This window comes from Acinetobacter sp. 148, assembly GCF_031196675.1.
In the GTDB taxonomy this organism is placed as follows: Bacteria; Pseudomonadota; Gammaproteobacteria; order Pseudomonadales; family Moraxellaceae; genus Acinetobacter; species Acinetobacter baumannii.
On record NZ_JAVIMT010000078.1, the window covers coordinates 38,780 to 55,303 of the forward strand.

15 protein-coding genes are annotated in these 16,524 nt (G+C 31.3%); all 15 read left to right on the plus strand.

The window, feature by feature from the left end:
• Nucleotides 1–14: 14 nt before the first annotated feature.
• The gene (gene rfbD / locus RFX69_RS13520) at nucleotides 15–920 is read left to right on the plus strand and encodes a dTDP-4-dehydrorhamnose reductase (RefSeq protein ID WP_000698333.1); all 906 of its coding nucleotides are present in this window, start codon (nucleotides 15–17) and stop codon (nucleotides 918–920) included.
• The gene (rfbA, locus tag RFX69_RS13525; RefSeq protein ID WP_032059384.1) at nucleotides 920–1,813 is read left to right on the plus strand and encodes a glucose-1-phosphate thymidylyltransferase RfbA; all 894 of its coding nucleotides are present in this window, start codon (nucleotides 920–922) and stop codon (nucleotides 1,811–1,813) included. The genes rfbD and rfbA overlap by 1 nt, the downstream gene beginning before the upstream one ends.
• Before the next feature lie 57 nt (nucleotides 1,814–1,870).
• The gene (rfbC, locus tag RFX69_RS13530) at nucleotides 1,871–2,437 is read left to right on the plus strand and encodes a dTDP-4-dehydrorhamnose 3,5-epimerase (protein ID WP_032059385.1); all 567 of its coding nucleotides are present in this window, start codon (nucleotides 1,871–1,873) and stop codon (nucleotides 2,435–2,437) included.
• A 269-nt stretch (nucleotides 2,438–2,706) separates the two neighbouring features.
• Nucleotides 2,707–3,975, plus strand: coding sequence for an oligosaccharide flippase family protein (locus RFX69_RS13535; protein ID WP_000700632.1), 1,269 nt, complete (start codon nucleotides 2,707–2,709; stop codon nucleotides 3,973–3,975).
• Between the two features lie 153 nt (nucleotides 3,976–4,128).
• A complete protein-coding gene (locus RFX69_RS13540; protein WP_032059386.1) occupies nucleotides 4,129–5,037 on the plus strand; it encodes a glycosyltransferase family 2 protein in 909 nt (302 codons plus the stop codon).
• A gap of 798 nt (nucleotides 5,038–5,835) precedes the next feature.
• The gene (locus RFX69_RS13545) at nucleotides 5,836–6,870 is read left to right on the plus strand and encodes an EpsG family protein (protein ID WP_079547944.1); all 1,035 of its coding nucleotides are present in this window, start codon (nucleotides 5,836–5,838) and stop codon (nucleotides 6,868–6,870) included.
• A gap of 37 nt (nucleotides 6,871–6,907) precedes the next feature.
• The gene (locus RFX69_RS13550; RefSeq protein ID WP_289332804.1) at nucleotides 6,908–7,960 is read left to right on the plus strand and encodes a glycosyltransferase family 4 protein; all 1,053 of its coding nucleotides are present in this window, start codon (nucleotides 6,908–6,910) and stop codon (nucleotides 7,958–7,960) included.
• Entirely contained in the window at nucleotides 7,939–8,739 is an 801-nt protein-coding gene (locus RFX69_RS13555) for a glycosyltransferase family A protein (protein WP_289332805.1), read from the plus strand. The genes RFX69_RS13550 and RFX69_RS13555 overlap by 22 nt, the downstream gene beginning before the upstream one ends.
• On the plus strand, nucleotides 8,736–9,332 hold the full coding sequence (locus RFX69_RS13560) for an LPS biosynthesis protein (protein WP_000626194.1): 597 nt from the start codon (nucleotides 8,736–8,738) through the stop codon (nucleotides 9,330–9,332). Before RFX69_RS13555 ends, RFX69_RS13560 begins: the two co-directional genes overlap by 4 nt.
• A complete protein-coding gene (locus RFX69_RS13565; RefSeq protein WP_000475974.1) occupies nucleotides 9,325–10,461 on the plus strand; it encodes an NAD-dependent epimerase/dehydratase family protein in 1,137 nt (378 codons plus the stop codon). Before RFX69_RS13560 ends, RFX69_RS13565 begins: the two co-directional genes overlap by 8 nt.
• Nucleotides 10,462–11,502 carry an LPS biosynthesis protein gene (locus RFX69_RS13570; protein ID WP_000732251.1) on the plus strand — a complete coding sequence of 347 codons (1,041 nt, stop codon included), beginning with the start codon at nucleotides 10,462–10,464 and terminating at the stop codon, nucleotides 11,500–11,502.
• Nucleotides 11,503–11,792: 290 nt separating this feature from the next.
• Entirely contained in the window at nucleotides 11,793–12,407 is a 615-nt protein-coding gene (locus RFX69_RS13575; protein WP_000825496.1) for a sugar transferase, read from the plus strand.
• A gap of 23 nt (nucleotides 12,408–12,430) precedes the next feature.
• A complete protein-coding gene (gene galU, locus RFX69_RS13580; protein WP_000591183.1) occupies nucleotides 12,431–13,306 on the plus strand; it encodes a UTP--glucose-1-phosphate uridylyltransferase GalU in 876 nt (291 codons plus the stop codon).
• Between the two features lie 115 nt (nucleotides 13,307–13,421).
• Complete coding sequence (locus tag RFX69_RS13585) at nucleotides 13,422–14,684, plus strand: nucleotide sugar dehydrogenase (RefSeq protein WP_000686144.1); 1,263 nt, start codon at nucleotides 13,422–13,424, stop codon at nucleotides 14,682–14,684.
• Nucleotides 14,681–16,351 (plus strand): glucose-6-phosphate isomerase, encoded by a 1,671-nt coding sequence (gene pgi / locus RFX69_RS13590; protein ID WP_001043172.1) that lies wholly within the window; start codon nucleotides 14,681–14,683, stop codon nucleotides 16,349–16,351. The genes RFX69_RS13585 and pgi overlap by 4 nt, the downstream gene beginning before the upstream one ends.
• Nucleotides 16,352–16,524: the final 173 nt, after the last annotated feature.

A 16,524-nucleotide genomic window follows, 5' to 3' on the forward strand; every position in this document is an offset into this window, starting at 1 on the left:
TTTGAGTGATAACCATGAAAATATTATTGCTCGGAAAAAATGGACAAGTCGGTTGGGAGTTACAGCGTGCTCTGCAACCGCTTGGTGAAGTGATTGCACTTGATCGTTCTACAAGTTTAGATGGTTTAAGTGGTGATTTGGCTAATTTTGATCAAATTAAACAGACTATTGAAAAAGTTCAGCCAAATATAATTGTAAATGCAGCTGCATATACCGCGGTTGATAAAGCTGAATCAGATCAAGAAAATGCTGATTTAATTAATCATCTCGCTGTCAAAAATCTAGCTGAACTTTGTCAAACTCATCATATTTTACTCATTCACTATTCAACGGATTATGTTTTCAATGGTGAAGGAACAAAAGCATGGTCTGAGAGTGACTTAACGAATCCGATAAATTTGTATGGAAATACAAAGCGCCTTGGTGAAATTGCACTTGAGCAAAGTGGTTGTGCTTTTATTAATTTTAGAACATGTTGGGTTTATGGTTCGCATGGTAATAACTTTATAAAAACGATGTTGAAATTAGCTTCAAATCGTGAAGAACTAAGTATTATTCATGACCAGATTGGTGCGCCGACAGGGGCTGCTCTTATTGCGGATGTAACAGCACAAGCATTAAAGTATTATTCATTAATGGATGCTCAGCAACAAAAAGATTTATTAGGGCATTATCATTTGGCTGCTGCTGGTGAATGCTCGTGGTTCGACTATGCACAATTTGTTTTTGAGTTAGCTAAACAAAAAGGACAATCTTTAGCAATTCAAAAAGTAAATGCAATTGAAACGACTGCATATCCTACTCCAGCTAAACGACCTTTAAATTCCCGTTTAAATACAAATAAACTACAAGCAAATTTTAAAATACACCTACCGAATTGGAAGTTAGGTGTAGCACAAGTTTTAGAGGAAATTATTTAATGAGCCAAGTAAAACGTAAAGGTATTATTCTTGCTGGTGGTTCAGGAACTCGTTTATACCCAATCACAATGGGTACATCAAAACAATTATTGCCAATTTATGATAAGCCAATGATTTATTATCCATTGTCTGTGTTGATGTTGGCAGGAATTAACGAGGTTTTAATTATTTCTACTCCTGAAGACCTACCTAATTATGAAAAGCTTTTAGGTACTGGTGAAGAAATTGGTTTAAAGCTTTCTTATAAAATACAGCCATCTCCTGATGGTTTAGCTCAGGCATTTATCTTGGGTGAAAAATTTATAGGTGAGGATAATGTTTGCTTAATTCTAGGTGATAACATTTTCTATGGCCAAAGTTTTGGAGCTCAACTGAAGCGTGCAGCTGAAAAAGCGACTGGTGCCACTGTATTTGGTTATTATGTAAATGATCCAGAGCGTTTCGGAGTTGTTGACTTTGATGAGAATGGAAAAGCTTTAAGTATTGAAGAAAAACCTGAACATCCAAAATCACATTATGCTGTTACAGGTCTTTATTTCTATGACAATAAAGTAGTTGATATTGCGAAAAATATTAAACCTTCACATCGAGGTGAGTTAGAAATTACCGATGTAAATAATGTTTATCTTCAACAAGAAGAGTTGAATGTTGAGTTATTAGGGCGCGGATTTGCATGGTTAGATACAGGTACGCATGATTCATTGCTTGAAGCGAGTCAGTTTGTTCAAACTGTAGAGCATCGTCAAGGTTTAAAAATTGCTTGTTTAGAAGAAATTGCATTTAACAATAGTTGGATTGATGAAGAGCAACTTCTTAAACGTGCAAACTTCTTTAAGAAAACAGGCTATGGTCAATATTTATTTAAACTACATGCTGAGCATCAAAAAAAGTGATGTTCTCATAGTAACTTATAGTTAATTGTAAATATTTCAAAGTATAGAGATAAAAGAATGAATGTAATTGAAACAAAGATTAAAGGTCTTTTAATTTTAGAGCCTAAAGTTTTTGGCGATGACCGTGGCTGGTTTATGGAAAGTTTTAACCAAAAAGCTTTTGAGCAGGCCTTACATGAACGTGGATTAGATATTCCTCAATTCGTTCAAGACAATCATTCTTTATCTCAAAAAGGTGTTTTAAGAGGATTGCATTATCAACTTAATCCATATGCGCAAGGTAAGTTAGTTCGAGTTGTACAGGGTAAAGCTTGGGATGTTGCTGTTGATATTCGCAAAAGTTCTCCAACTTTTGGTCAATGGGTTGGTGTTGAACTAACTGGGCAAAATCATAAACAATTTTGGATTCCTGCTGGATTTGCACATGGTTTTGTCGCTTTAGAAGATAATACACAGTTTTTATATAAAACTACGAATTATTATAATAAAGAAAGCGAAGGAGCGATTGTTTGGAATGATCCATCTATTGCAATTGATTGGCCTTTAAGTAATATCAATCAAGTTTTAGTAAGTGATAAAGATAAAGTTGCATCGAAGCTAGAAGATGCAAAGTTATTTAAATAATTTTATAGCCTTATTCTCTAAGAATTAATTATCTTTAATTCTATTAAGTAGGCAATTATATCCAAAGTATAAAGCTTGAATTTTGTAGTAATAGCTTACTTAATGAGAGTAGAGTGGAAATGAATTGTTAATCTAATATTTTATTTTAAGGTTGGCAAATGCGATTTTAATTGAAACTATATATTGATGTTTTGATTGAAAATCAAAATTTATTTAATATATGGATTATTAAAATCATTTAAATTCATTGAATTGGTGCTTTTTAAATTATGAAGATTAACAATGAACAAAAAGATACATTATATCTGTTTGTTCTACAAGGTATGAATTATTTAATACCAATATTATTGATGCCTTTTTTAATGATTAAATTGGGGGTCAAGTCTTATGGGTTAATTGGATTTTCTACTGCAATAATCCAATTCTTAATTTTATTTGTTGATTTTGGTTTTAATATGAGCGCAACAAAAAGAGTTGCAGTTCATAAAGATAATAAGGTAGCTTTAAGCCGTATTTTTTTTTCAACTATATTTGCTAAGATAGTATTACTTAGTATTAGTATATTTGCTTTTATCATAATAATAAATATTTCAAAATTTCATGAATATCAAATAGCACTTTTGTGCACTCTACCAATGCTTATTGGAAATACTTTTACTTTTACTTGGTTTTATCAAGGAATTGGGCATATAAGATTTCTTTCTGTATTAAGCATGTGTTGTCGAATATTAATTTTACCGTCTTTATTTTATTTTGTGAAGGAAGCACAAGATTACATTTACGCAATACTTATAAATTCATCAGTTTATATAGTTATTTCTATTATATCAATTTATTGGATTTACAAAAATAAGTTAGTGATTTTAGAAAAATTCTCACTCCGCGATATGAAATTTGAAATTAAGGAAAGTTTCCCATTTTTTTTATCTACCGCTTCAATTTCCCTTTATACTCAGTTGTTTGTTGTAATTTTAGGTCTTTTTACAAATCCAGTAGTAGTTGGGGTTTATACGGCAGCTGAGAAAATAATTCGAGCTATAAGTTTATTATTTTACACACCAATTAATCAAGTATATTATCCAAAAATTGCTCATTTAGCATCACATAATAAGCAGTTAGCTCTTGATACAGTAGGGAAAGTATTTAAATTTAGTTTGTATTTAATGGTATTTTTATCTCTAACAATATTGCTTTTCTCATCATTTATTGAAAAATTTATTGGGAACGAATATGAGGGTATAAGTAATTTATTGATGATATTGTGTTTAGTTCCTATTTTTAGTGCAATAGGTGGGGTGGCTGGCCAAATGGGTCTAATTGCATATATTGATAGTGCAAAAGCTAAGAAAACTTTCCAAAATATATATATTATAGCCGGTCTTTTTGCTGTTTTTCAGGTCACTATTTTTACTTATTTATTTCAAGCAGAAGGCACAAGTTTTGCGGTCCTATCAACAGAAATGTTTGTAGCTGGATTGATGATCTACTATTTTAAAAAGTATTTAAAAATAGAAGAAAGAAACAAGACTTATATGTAGGAGGATGTCAGAATCATATATAATCGAACTTCTAGAGAAGTAAGGTGAAAGTTTTGTTTGGATTATCTTTTAAGATGAACAAACTAAAAAGTATGTTTTTTAAGATTAAAGAGCTTGAGTTTAAATTGCTTTTCAGTAATTGGAGTCTAAAAGATGGTTTTAGGTTGTGATGTTTCGATAATAATTGTGAACTACAATACATATAATTTGGTTTTGCAATGCATAGAATCGGTTATAAAAAATACAAAAAAAATAAGTTATGAGATTATAGTCGTAGATAATAATTCACCTAATCGTGAAATTGAAAAATTAAATGAGATTTATCCTAATGTAAAATTAGTTTTAAATACTAAGAATAGTGGATTTGGAATTGCAAATAATATTGGAAATAAATATGCTAATGGAAAATTCCTATTTTTATTAAATTCAGATACTATAGTTTTAGATAATTCAATTTATACATTATATAAATTTATGGTTGAGAATCCATGTGTTGGAGCATGTGGTGGAAATTTATGTGATATAGATTTAAAGCCGGCAACTTCATTTACCAGATTTATGCCATCGATACTGTCAGATATAGATAGTTTATTATTTAATGGTATCTCAAGGATTTTGTATAATAAAGATAGTTTTTATTCTACTGAAACATCCCCTTTTAAGATCTCTGGTAATATCTCCGGTGCGGATTTAATGCTCTCAAAAGCCGTGTTTGATGAATTAGGTGGATTCGATGAAAATTTTTTTATGTACTATGAAGAAACGGATTTGCTATTTAGATTACGGAATAAGGGATACCAAACTTATATTGTCCCGACAAGTAAAATTATTCATTTAGAGGGTGCATCAGAAACATTTAAACCAATTAAGTTGGATTGGACTCATCAAAGCAAAAAGAAATATTATATTAAAAATAAAACCAGATTTGAATTTATGCTTTCTAATATAATATTTAAATTAATGGTAATGCAAAGGTTGTTTATTTTTAAAATAATTAATAATGAAGGAAAGTATAGTTATTGGTTAAGCTTGTATAAGTGGTTAAGATCCAAAAATATGTAGTTTTTTTATTAATTTACATTTACTATCAATTTGAATTTGGCTCTATTTGTTGACTTGTAATTAAATGTCTACTTCATAGATTGGCTTTTTATAATGATTGTGATCTTTATAATAAAAGATCAAAAATATTTCTTATATACAAAGGATACTGCTCTAAGTTAAAATAGTTGCTGATTTGTATTGATTAAATGGCTTTAAAATAAACTTTTTAAGTTTTTAATTAATATGCTTATAATAATTAGCATTATCTTCAAGAAATGATATGTTGAATTTAAGTTTTGATTTTATAGATGATATGGTTGTGAAAATATATAAGTTTAAGTGTAATATTTCCATGAAAAATGCAGCTATTGTTAATAGAAGAATATATTTAGATTATCCGATCTAGCTGCTATCCTCTGATGCAATTCACAGCTTCTGGTACATAGCCATGTTTTAGAAAATTCGGTCATAAATAATTTGGTATATGCTTTTGATTGTTATGTAATTTAAGATTGAAATATTCTATGTTTTTGATGGGTGAATATGTAATGATTAAGACTAAGGCTTGAGAGTGGGATTGTTGAAATTTTTTGCATATATTATCAATTATAACAATTTTCATGTTTAATTTATCTAAATTTTTAGTGTATAGTTTTTTTAAAATTACTATGTCTTGCTTTGGTACTTGATGTATAATTTTATATTGATCAGATCTTGTTTTAAAGTCAAATTTGCTAAAGTAGTAAATCATAGCTTATTTTGTTATTCAGTAGAACTGTATCTTTTTAGTAGAATGGTATAATTTGGATATGTTGGATGACAATTGGTTTAGTCTTTTCTTTTAATATAATAATGTTGTTGTTGTGTAGTCTTTTCTCTGCAGCCAAGTCAAGCAGAGTGTTTAATGCTGTTTTTTTAATTATATCAAGCATCATAACTGCAGTATATGCAGTGCAAAGAGATTTTAATTACGGTGACACTGGTAATTATGTTAATTTTTATCAATTTGAATATATATATATAAAATTTGAGCCTTTATTTGATTTTATCGCAAGAGCTTTTATTCAGATTTTCCCGGGGGATCCTTTTTATTTTTTGTTTTTTTGTGCAGTAATAACATCTTTAATATTCTTTTTAGCTTATAAAAAATTAGTGGGTATTAAGTCTTCATATTTTGCCTATTGGATATTACTTTCAACTTTTTCATTTCATTATCTTTTGTTTGAAGTAATCAGACAGGGTATTGCAGTTGGATTATTAGTCTTAGGGATGTCTTATTTAGTTAAAGATAATAATTGGATTAAATATTATCTTTGTTTATTTTTAGCAATTGGTTTTCACTATTCTGTTGCACCCTTCCTTTTTTTGCCTTTATTATTTTTAATTAAAAAGAAATATTATTATTTTATAATATTTGTAGTTGTTGGCGTCTTAGGTAAGTTTTTGTTTATGAAAATAGGAAATATTATTGGAATAAGTGATATTTCTCAAAAACTCGAAATTTACTCTGGAATGACCTCTGAGTCACAAACGATCCTATTAAGAAATATCATGCTAATTTCTATAACTCCTTTGGTATATAGAATATCAAATAGTAAAGCCTATTTTAATATATATTTCTTATATGTTGTGATGTTAGCAATGACTTTAGGAATAGATGAAATCAATCGTCGGTATCTATTTGTTGGACCAGTTTTTCTAATTCCAGTTTTCTGGAATTATTTTAAAACTAAACGAAATGGTTCATTATTATTGATTATATATATGTTTATGTATTTCTATATATTTTTAATTAATTATTGGTCGATGTATGGTTTGTTAAACTATAAACCATTGTTTGAAATTATTTAGGTTTGAGAATGAAAAAAATACTTTTTTTTTTACAAGTATGACTCCAGCTGGAGGAATTGAAAGGGTAATTAGTACTCTTGCAAATCATTTTAGTGATTTTATGGAAGTGACTATTTTAGTTAAAGATCAAGCATATAGTCATTATCCGCTTTCAGATAAGGTTAAGCTTGTTTCTTTGAATTCAAGTCTTAACTTGGATATGAATAATAAATTTAAAAGGATGGGGCAGGCAGGTATAAACTTGCTTCAAAGTACAGCTAAATTAAAACAACATTTAGCTGTAAATGAATATGACTTATATTATTTAGCACATCCGATGAACGTTTTGGAGTTTCATCTCGCTAGAGGGATCGATAAAAAAGTTATTATTACAGAACATGGTGGAATTAATGCTTATAATTTTGTTTATAAAAAGATAAAACAATGGCTATATCCCAAGGCACGTTGTTATGTTGTTCCTACCACTAGTGATGCTAAAGCATACGCAGCTGTAGGTCTTCCTGTTGTTTATATTCCACATTTTAAATCATCTTTAAAGTATGTATCTAGTGATCTATCGAATAAAGTTGTTTTGTCAATTGGCCGTATGACAGAAGCTAAACGCCAATGGATTATGATTGATTTATGGAACAAAATTGTAAATGAGCATCATATAAAAGATTGGAAATTGCATCTAGTTGGAAATGGTAATTTATATGAGCAGTTGAGCAACAAAATACTAACCCTTGGCCTGCAAGAATATGTAAAAATATTGCCACCTATACAGGATGTTGAAAAGTACTATAAATCTGCATCAGCATTTATGTTGACTTCACATTCTGAAGGCTTTGGTATGGTCCTTTTAGAGGCTATATCATTCGGTTTGCCTTGTATTTCATATGATTGCCCTTCAGGCCCTAAAGATATCATTGAAAATGATGTGAATGGCTACCTGATTCCTATGGATGATTTTGAAGCTTTAAAAAAAGCTACATTGGATTTGCTGACTAATCCAGAAAAACTGAATAAACTTGCGGCTGGTGCTTATAGTACTAGTTTTAACTGGAATGATGAGGCTGTGTTAAGTAAATGGAAGAAAGTTCTTTATTAATTTCTGTCGTTATACCAATGTATAACGCTTCAAACACCATAGTGGATGTCTTAAATTCCGTTAAAGAGCAAACACTAAAATGTAATTATGAGGTATTAGTAGTCAATGATGGCTCTAAAGACAATAGTAAAGATATAGTTGAAAAATATATAGCAGAGAATAAAGACTTTAATGTAATTTTAATAGATAAGCCTAATGGTGGTGTCTCAACTGCAAGAAATGCTGGCTTAAGTCAATCCAAAGGCGATTTAATTGCTTTTTTGGACTCTGATGATAAATGGTTCTCGAATAAGTTAGAAAAACAATTGAATCTATTGAATGAGCATCCCGAAATAGATCTTTTAGGATGTGCTTTTGATGGTTTGTATTTGGAGAATGAGCCAGATGGCAAGTTATTGAAAATTGAAATTAATAATTTAATTTTTAAAAACTATTTTCAACCTTCTACTGTTATTATGAAAAGAAAAGTTTTTAAAGAAGTTGGTTATTTTGATGAAAATCAAAAGTATGCTGAGGAAGGCAATTATTTTATAAGAATATCAAATAAATTTAATTGCTTTTTCTGTAATATGAAAGTGATTAATTATGGTGATGGGAAATCTGGATTTGGTGCAAGTGGCTTAAGTGCGAACTTAAAAGAAATGCATAAAGGATTTATAAAAAATCTTAAATTTGCCTATAAAAATAACTTAATTACTTTCAATAAATATATATTAGCTCGAACAATTGAGCAATTAAAATATATACGTCGAATTGTCATAGTAGGGTTAAAAAAATGATTTCGACTTATGGACTAATAGGTAGCTTTAAGGTTTTATATTTTTTTTTAAAAACAAAAATTTTCTTTTCTAATGCAAGGTTAGTACGTTTTCCAATTGATATACGAAATAGAAAAAATATAGATTTTGGTGTGAATCTTACAACTGGTTTTGGTTGCAGAATAGAATGTTTTCCAATTAAACCAACAGATGATAAGTTATTAAAATTTGGTAAAAATGTACAACTAAATGATTATGTTCATATTACTGCAGCTCATTCAGTTGAAATAGGCAATAATGTGCTGATGGCTAGTAAAATTTATATATCAGATTGTTCACATGGTAGTTATATTGGTAATAACGATGATAGTGATCCAAGGATAATCCCTGCAGATCGTCCTTTATCTGTAAAACCCGTTAAAATTCAAGATAATGTTTGGCTTGGCGAGTTTGTATCTGTTTTACCAGGTGTAACTATTGGAGAAGGAACTATTGTAGGTGCAAATTCTGTAGTAAGCAAAAGTTTACCTTCTTATGTTATAGCTGTTGGATCACCAGCGAAACCTATTAAATTTTATAATTTCGATACTCAGAAATGGGAAAAATATGTTTAAAAATGTATTAATCACTGGCGGAGCAGGTTTTATTGGCTCAAATTTAGCATTAAAGCTTGTTTCAAAAGGTTATAATGTTACTGTATTGGATAATTTATCTCCCCAAATCCATGGTGATAATCCTCAAGAGTCATCACCATTATTTTTAAGTATTAAAGATAAAGTTAATTTTATCTTAGGAACAGTAACTAGTAAGTCTGATTGGGAATTAGCATTAAAAGATCAAGATGCTATTATTCATTTGGCTGCAGAAACTGGTACTGGGCAGTCTATGTACGAAGTACAGAAATATGTTGATGTAAATATTAACGGCACTGCTTTGATGTTGGATTTATTAGTAAATAACTCTTATACAGTTAAAAAAGTGATCGTAGCTTCTTCTCGTTCAATATATGGTGAAGGAAAATATATTAGTAAAGAACTAGGGGTTGTTTATCCGACTCAGAGGACCGCTGACTATATGGATCAGAAAGATTTTGAAGTCAAATATCATGGTTCTTCTGAATTAAAGCTAGTTGCTACAGATGAAGAGTCTAAGATTCACCCATCTTCAGTATATGGAATCACCAAGCAAAATCAGGAACAAATGGTATTAACTGTTTGTTCAAGTATGGGTATTGCTGGCGTGGCATTTCGGTATCAAAATGTATACGGGCCGGGCCAATCACTTAAGAACCCGTATACAGGTATTTTATCTATATTCTCTACACAAATTAAAAATGGCAATAAAATTAATATTTTTGAAGATGGTAAGGAGAGTCGAGACTTTGTTTATATTGATGATGTGGTCGAAGCAACAATTCTAGGATTAGAAAAGGAAGAAGCAAATAATCAGGTATTTAATGTGGGGACGGGTATCGCAACAAGTGTTTTAACCGTTGCTGATCAACTTGTCAAAAATTACAATATAGATGTGCCTATTACTATTTCAGGAAATTATCGCCTAGGAGATATCCGTCATAATTATGCTGATCTGAGCAAAATTAAGAAATATTTGGGCTTTGAACCCAAAGTTTCATTTGAAGAAGGCATAAAAAAATTTACGCAATGGGTGAATACTCAAGAAATTCAAGAAGACCGTTATCAACAATCTATCAATGAAATGAAAGAAAAAGGGTTATATAAGTAAATGAAAAAACTTGAGCACCTTACAGGTAAAAAAATATTGTTCTTATGTGTGCAAACTTTTGATTTAGAAAAAGGGATTGTTCAACAACTAGAAAAACATGGTGCTCAAGTAACCTATTTTGATGAAAGGCCCAAAAACAATAACTTTACTAAAGGTTTAATTCGTTTGAAAAGGGACTTGTTACAGCGTAAAATTAATAAATACTATAATAATATTCTAAAAAAACTTAAAAATGAAAAATTTGATTATTTATTAGTTAATCGTGGTGAAGTTGTACCTTCTTTTTTCCTAGAGAAATTTATACAACTTCAGCCTCAATGTGTTCGTATATTCTACACTTGGGATAGTTTCCATAATCATAGCCATGGTCTGAAAATTTTACATTATTTTCATAAGCGTTTTACTTTTGATAAAAAGGATGCTGAAAAATATAAAATTGGTTTTAGACCTTTATATTTTACCGATAAATATAGAGATATATACGATAATATGAATCAAAAAGAAATTGATGTATTATTTTTAGGTACTGCTCATTCTGATCGTTATATAATAAGTAATAAAGTAAAAGATTGGTGTACAGAAAATGGTTTAACTACTTTTAATTATTATTATATGCAAGGTAGGTTAGTATATTTTTATAAGAAATTTTTTGATAAAACATTTTATGATTTTGATTTTAGTAAACTAAGCTTTCGTGGCTTAAGTTTGGATGAAATTATTAAACTTTATGCAAAATCAAATGTCATCCTAGATATTAGTCATCCTGGTCAATCTGGATTAACAATGCGTACATTTGAAGCAATTGGAGCAGGAAAAAAATTAATTACAACTAACTTAAATATAAAAGAATATCCTTTTTATAATTCTGATAATATTTTTATAATCTCACGTGATAAACTTGTTCTTGAAAAAGATTTTTTCTTAAGGGAATATAGACCACTGGCAACAGAATTATATAATAAATGCTCAATTGATGGATGGTTAGAAGATATATTTTTGGGAGAGGAAAATAATTATTGGATGAATTTTAAATATTCATAAATCCTTTAGTTAAATTTAAGATTTCATGCTTAGCTTGTATAACAGGTTAAGCATGAAATCTTTTTTATAATCATGATTGTAAAATTATATTAATAATATGAATTTAAAATGTTTTATGTAGTTCTTTGTAACAATGAAGTTATTATGCGATTGTAAAAAACCATAAGTTTTTTGTTGAGTTGTAAAGAACTATTTAGAAAACCTGTTAGAATGCATGCGTATCTACTTTCACTACATTTCGTGGATAACTCAAGCTTCCGTGTACTTTACAGTAGAAATAAGAGCAAACAATGAAACGACTAATAGATATCGTTATCTCTTTGATAGCTTTGATTATTTTATCGCCAATTTTTATTTTGATCGCTTATAAAGTGAGTAAGAATTTGGGTTCCCCAATTTTCTTTCTTCAAGAACGTCCTGGCAAAAACGGTAAAATTTTTAAAATGATTAAGTTTCGCTCTATGAAAGACGGAGTAGATAAAGATGGGAATATCTTGCCAGATGAAGAACGAATTACCCCTTTTGGTCAGAAATTACGCTCTACTACCTTAGACGAAATGCCTCAACTGATTAATGTGTTAAAAGGGGATATGAGTATTGTTGGACCTCGTCCTCAACTTACTGATTTTATGCAGCACTATACACCAAGACAGATGCGACGCCATGAAGTAAGACCTGGCATGACTGGTCTTGCTCAAGTGAGTGGGCGAAATAATTTAAGTTGGGAAGAGAAATTCGAATTGGATGTTGAATATGTAGAAAACCATAATATTTGGTTAGATTTTAAAATTATGTTCAAAACCGTTTTAGTAATTCTAAAAAAAGAAGGTATTAATGCACCAGATCAGTTAGTGGGAGCAAGCCGTTTTTCAGGTTCATCACAAAAAGATGAAGTAAAATATTAATTGTCATTTATAAAGTTAGTCGCATGATCAAAAAAGCCATTTTACCTGTTGCTGGTTTGGGATCTCGTTTTCTACCAGCAAGTAAGTCAATTCCTAAAGAAATGGTTACGGTCGTTGACCGACCTGCTATTGAATACGTAGTACATGAAGCAATAAAAGCTGGAATTGAGCAAATTATTCTTGTGACTCACTCATCAAAGTCATCCATTGAGAATTATTTTGATCGAAACTTTGAGTTGGAAACTATTTTAGAAGAAAAAAAGAAGTTCGATTTACTGGCAGAAATTAGGCAGATTATTCCTGCTTATGTAAGTGTTGTTAGTATTAGACAGCCTCAACCTTTAGGCTTAGGGCATGCAGTATTATGCGCAAAAAGTGTGGTGGGACAAGACGATTTTGCGGTGCTATTACCAGATGTTTTAGTTAAAGACAATTCTAGTCAAAATGATTTAGCGCGTATGATTTCTCGTTATAATAAAAATCGAGCTGCGCAGATAATGGTAGAATCTGTACCTGACCATTTAGTAGATCAATATGGTATTGTAGATGTTGCGAAAAGCCCAAATATAGGGGAAAGCGTTGCTGTGCAGGGTATTGTTGAAAAGCCTGCGGTCGGTACTGCGCCCTCAAATTTATCTGTAGTTGGTCGATATATTTTGCCTGCAAAAATTATGCAATTACTCGAAAAGACTCCTAAAGGTGCAGGTAATGAAATTCAATTAACAGATGCAATAGCCCTGCTTCAACAAATTGAGACAGTTGAGGCCTATCGTATGCAAGGACAAACTTTTGACTGTGGTAGTAAGCTTGGCTATTTAAAAGCTGTACTACACTATGGTGTTGAGCATCCTAAATTAGGAAATGATTTTAAGCAATTGATTCAAGAACTAAAGTTATAAATTTTGTAGCTCAAATTAAATATTTGTAAAAATTAATCAATATGTGAGTTAAGCAATATATTCTCTTCCAGTAAATGGAAGAGAAATCTGCAGAGTATTAAAAAACAGGTGTGCAATGAAAATCGCGGTGTTTGGAACCACCTTACATGCTGGTGTAATGGCAGCATTATTAGCTGAATATGGCAATCAAATTTATTGGTGTACAAGTGTCACCTGCGAGGAAAATATATCTGTACTCTCATATCAAGATCAAGAAGTTAATCATTATTTAAATAAACAGAGAAAAGCAGGTTTTTTAAAAGAAAGCCCTTTTTCTGAAATTCCTTTAGATATTGAAGTTTACTTATTTTGTTTTAGTCCAACACAAATCGAGCTTGCTTTAAAAACAGTGGAAAAGTTGAGCGAGCGTCCGATCGTTCATCCTCGTTTAATGATTAATGGTTCTACTTTTGGCTTACATGGTACAGAAAAATTAAAACAAAATTTACCAAAAGATGAATGGGTTTATTTTCCTGATGTAATTCAGGAAGGAAATGCGATTAATAGTGTACTCAATGTAAAGCATGTCATTGTAGGTGTTGAGTCAAGCTATGCTCAAGACACTATTCAAGAGTTATTGCGTCCATTCTTTCGTTTTAGTCATCAATATTTATTTATGCCGATTTTAGATGCTGAGTTCACTAAACTCAGTATTTCAGGGATGTTGGCGACTAGAATTAGTTATATGAATGATCTTGCATTAGTTGCTGAAAAGTTGGGTATTGACATTGCGAATGTAAAGCATGGTATTGCAGCAGATACACGTATTGGGGCAGCTTATCTATCTGCAGGCGTGGGCTTTGGTGGTGAAAATTTTTCGCATGACATTCTAACACTTTCTAGTACAGTATCGAAAACAGGAGCAAAGAGTCGTCTTCTAGAACAAGTATGGTTGATTAATGAACAGCAAAAAGAAATTTTATTCCGTAAATTATGGAATTATTATCACTGTGACTTGAGTGGTAAAACGGTCGCAATTTGGGGAGCTTCATTTAAAGAAAATACTCCCAGCACTCATAACTCCCCTATTCATATTTTATTGGCTGCTTTATGGGCTCAAGGTGTAAAGGTACGTTTACATGATCCACAAGCCCTTAATGAAATTGCGGCTTTATATGGAACGCGTGAAGATCTGATTTTATGTGCTGATCCATATGAAGCAGCTCAAGGAGCACACGCTTTATGCCTAGTCACAGCATGGAAGCAGTATTGGAGTCCTGACTTTAAACAGTTACAACAATTGATGCAGCATCCTCTTATTTTGGATGGGCGTAATATTTATGATCCAGCATATGTGAAATCTAAAGGTTTTGCTTATGAAGGAGTAGGTCGATTATGAATAAATCTATCGAAAAGTTTCCCAAAGAGCTTATTTCACCTATTGCATTGCTTCATTCTTTAGTTGAGAAAAATTCGAATCTACATATAAAAGAACTATTTGCATCAGAGTCTGATCGATTTCAGCAATACTCTGTAAAGTTCGATCAATTGGTTTTTGATTATAGTAAACACCGAGTAACTAAAAGTGTTTTAGAGCAATTAGTTGCTTTAGCAAAGACAAAACAGTTAACTCATTGGATAGAACGGTTATTTTCTCAAGATAAAGTCAACTGTACTGAGCAGCGTGCTGCAATGCATTGGGCTTTACGTTTACCATTGGAATACTCTAAATTTCCGGAGTTAACTGAAAAGGTCCATAACCAATTACAACGTATGTACGCTTTGGTTGAAAAAATCCATGCTGGGCAATATCGTGGTGCTACGGGTGAAGTGATTCAGGATGTCGTTAATATTGGTGTAGGTGGCTCCGATTTAGGCCCACAAATGGTGACCCATGCACTATGCGATTTTAAAGTAAAGACTGCCAAACCTCTTAACGTACACTTTGTTTCTACTATGGATGGTAGTCAGTTATCAGACTTGCTTCATCAACTGCGTCCGGAAACGACTTTATTTATTGTTTCTTCAAAGTCATTTGGTACCATTGATACCTTATCAAATGCACAAACAGTTCGTCAGTGGCTTGAAAAAGCTTTAGGAAAACATGACCGCGTTGTAAAAAGTCACTTCATTGGTGTATCTACAAAAGCTGAAAAAATGACTGAGTGGGGTATTGCTCCTGAAAATCAGTTGTTGCTTTGGGACTGGGTAGGTGGACGTTATTCTCTTTGGTCTTGTATTGGTTTCCCTATAGCCCTAACGATTGGTATAGATGGCTTTCAACAGCTTTTGGCTGGCGCACATGCTGTCGATGAGCACTTTCAAAATACAAACTTTGAGCAAAATATACCGGTTCTCATGGCATTACTCGGTATCTGGAATAATAATTTTTTAAATATTCAAACCCATGCGGTATTACCTTATGACGGAAGATTAAAGTATTTTGCTGCCTATTTGCAGCAGCTTGAAATGGAGTCTAATGGTAAGTCGGTACAACGTGATGGCCAAAAAGTTGAATTAGATACTTGTCCGATTGTATGGGGTGAGGTTGGTCCAAATGCCCAACATGCCTTTTATCAGCTACTTCATCAAGGAACACAGGCTGTAAGCTGTGATTTTATTGCCCCTATACAACGTTACAATGCAGATCATTTTACTTATGTAGAAAATGCTGAAGCATTAGTTGAGCAACATCATCTTGCGCTTTCAAACTGTTTAGCACAATCACGTTTATTGGCTTTTGGTAACGAAGCTCTAGATACAAAAGAACTGGAGAGTTTACCTATTTATAAGCAATATGAAGGAAACCAGCCAAGTTCAACATTACTTTTAAAAGAGCTTAATCCTTATAGTTTAGGGATGTTGATTGCTTTATATGAGCATAAAGTATTTGTTCAGTCTGTAATCTGGAACATTAATCCATTTGATCAATGGGGTGTTGAAAAAGGTAAGCAGATTGCTGATCAGTTACTTCCAATTTTAAATGGTGCTCAAAATGATCTTTCAACACTTGATGCTTCAACACGTGGTTTGATTAAAATTTTATTAGAAAAAGTTGATGGATAAAATTTTAGAAAATCTTAGAGTAAGATATAAAAAATTGATTATTTAAATTTTCTAAATTCAAATATATAGCAGTTGTTGGCTAATAGGACGTGTGTTTTCTAAAAGAGGCTGCAGTTGTAGTGACTACTTTCATGCTAGTATTCGCCACTATTACGTTAGCCTCTTTTTGCAGT

Coding starts and splice junctions, on each gene's coding strand:
- RFX69_RS13540 (WP_032059386.1), top strand. CDS start 4,129: ATGGTTTTAGGTTGTGATGTTTCGATAATAATTGTGAACTACAATACA.
- RFX69_RS13555 (WP_289332805.1), top strand. CDS start 7,939: ATGGAAGAAAGTTCTTTATTAATTTCTGTCGTTATACCAATGTATAAC.
- rfbC (WP_032059385.1), top strand. CDS start 1,871: ATGAATGTAATTGAAACAAAGATTAAAGGTCTTTTAATTTTAGAGCCT.
- pgi (WP_001043172.1), top strand. CDS start 14,681: ATGAATAAATCTATCGAAAAGTTTCCCAAAGAGCTTATTTCACCTATT.
- rfbD (WP_000698333.1), top strand. CDS start 15: ATGAAAATATTATTGCTCGGAAAAAATGGACAAGTCGGTTGGGAGTTA.
- RFX69_RS13575 (WP_000825496.1), top strand. CDS start 11,793: ATGAAACGACTAATAGATATCGTTATCTCTTTGATAGCTTTGATTATT.
- RFX69_RS13550 (WP_289332804.1), top strand. CDS start 6,908: ATGACTCCAGCTGGAGGAATTGAAAGGGTAATTAGTACTCTTGCAAAT.
- RFX69_RS13535 (WP_000700632.1), top strand. CDS start 2,707: ATGAAGATTAACAATGAACAAAAAGATACATTATATCTGTTTGTTCTA.
- galU (WP_000591183.1), top strand. CDS start 12,431: ATGATCAAAAAAGCCATTTTACCTGTTGCTGGTTTGGGATCTCGTTTT.
- RFX69_RS13585 (WP_000686144.1), top strand. CDS start 13,422: ATGAAAATCGCGGTGTTTGGAACCACCTTACATGCTGGTGTAATGGCA.
- RFX69_RS13565 (WP_000475974.1), top strand. CDS start 9,325: ATGTTTAAAAATGTATTAATCACTGGCGGAGCAGGTTTTATTGGCTCA.
- RFX69_RS13545 (WP_079547944.1), top strand. CDS start 5,836: ATGACAATTGGTTTAGTCTTTTCTTTTAATATAATAATGTTGTTGTTG.
- rfbA (WP_032059384.1), top strand. CDS start 920: ATGAGCCAAGTAAAACGTAAAGGTATTATTCTTGCTGGTGGTTCAGGA.
- RFX69_RS13570 (WP_000732251.1), top strand. CDS start 10,462: ATGAAAAAACTTGAGCACCTTACAGGTAAAAAAATATTGTTCTTATGT.
- RFX69_RS13560 (WP_000626194.1), top strand. CDS start 8,736: ATGATTTCGACTTATGGACTAATAGGTAGCTTTAAGGTTTTATATTTT.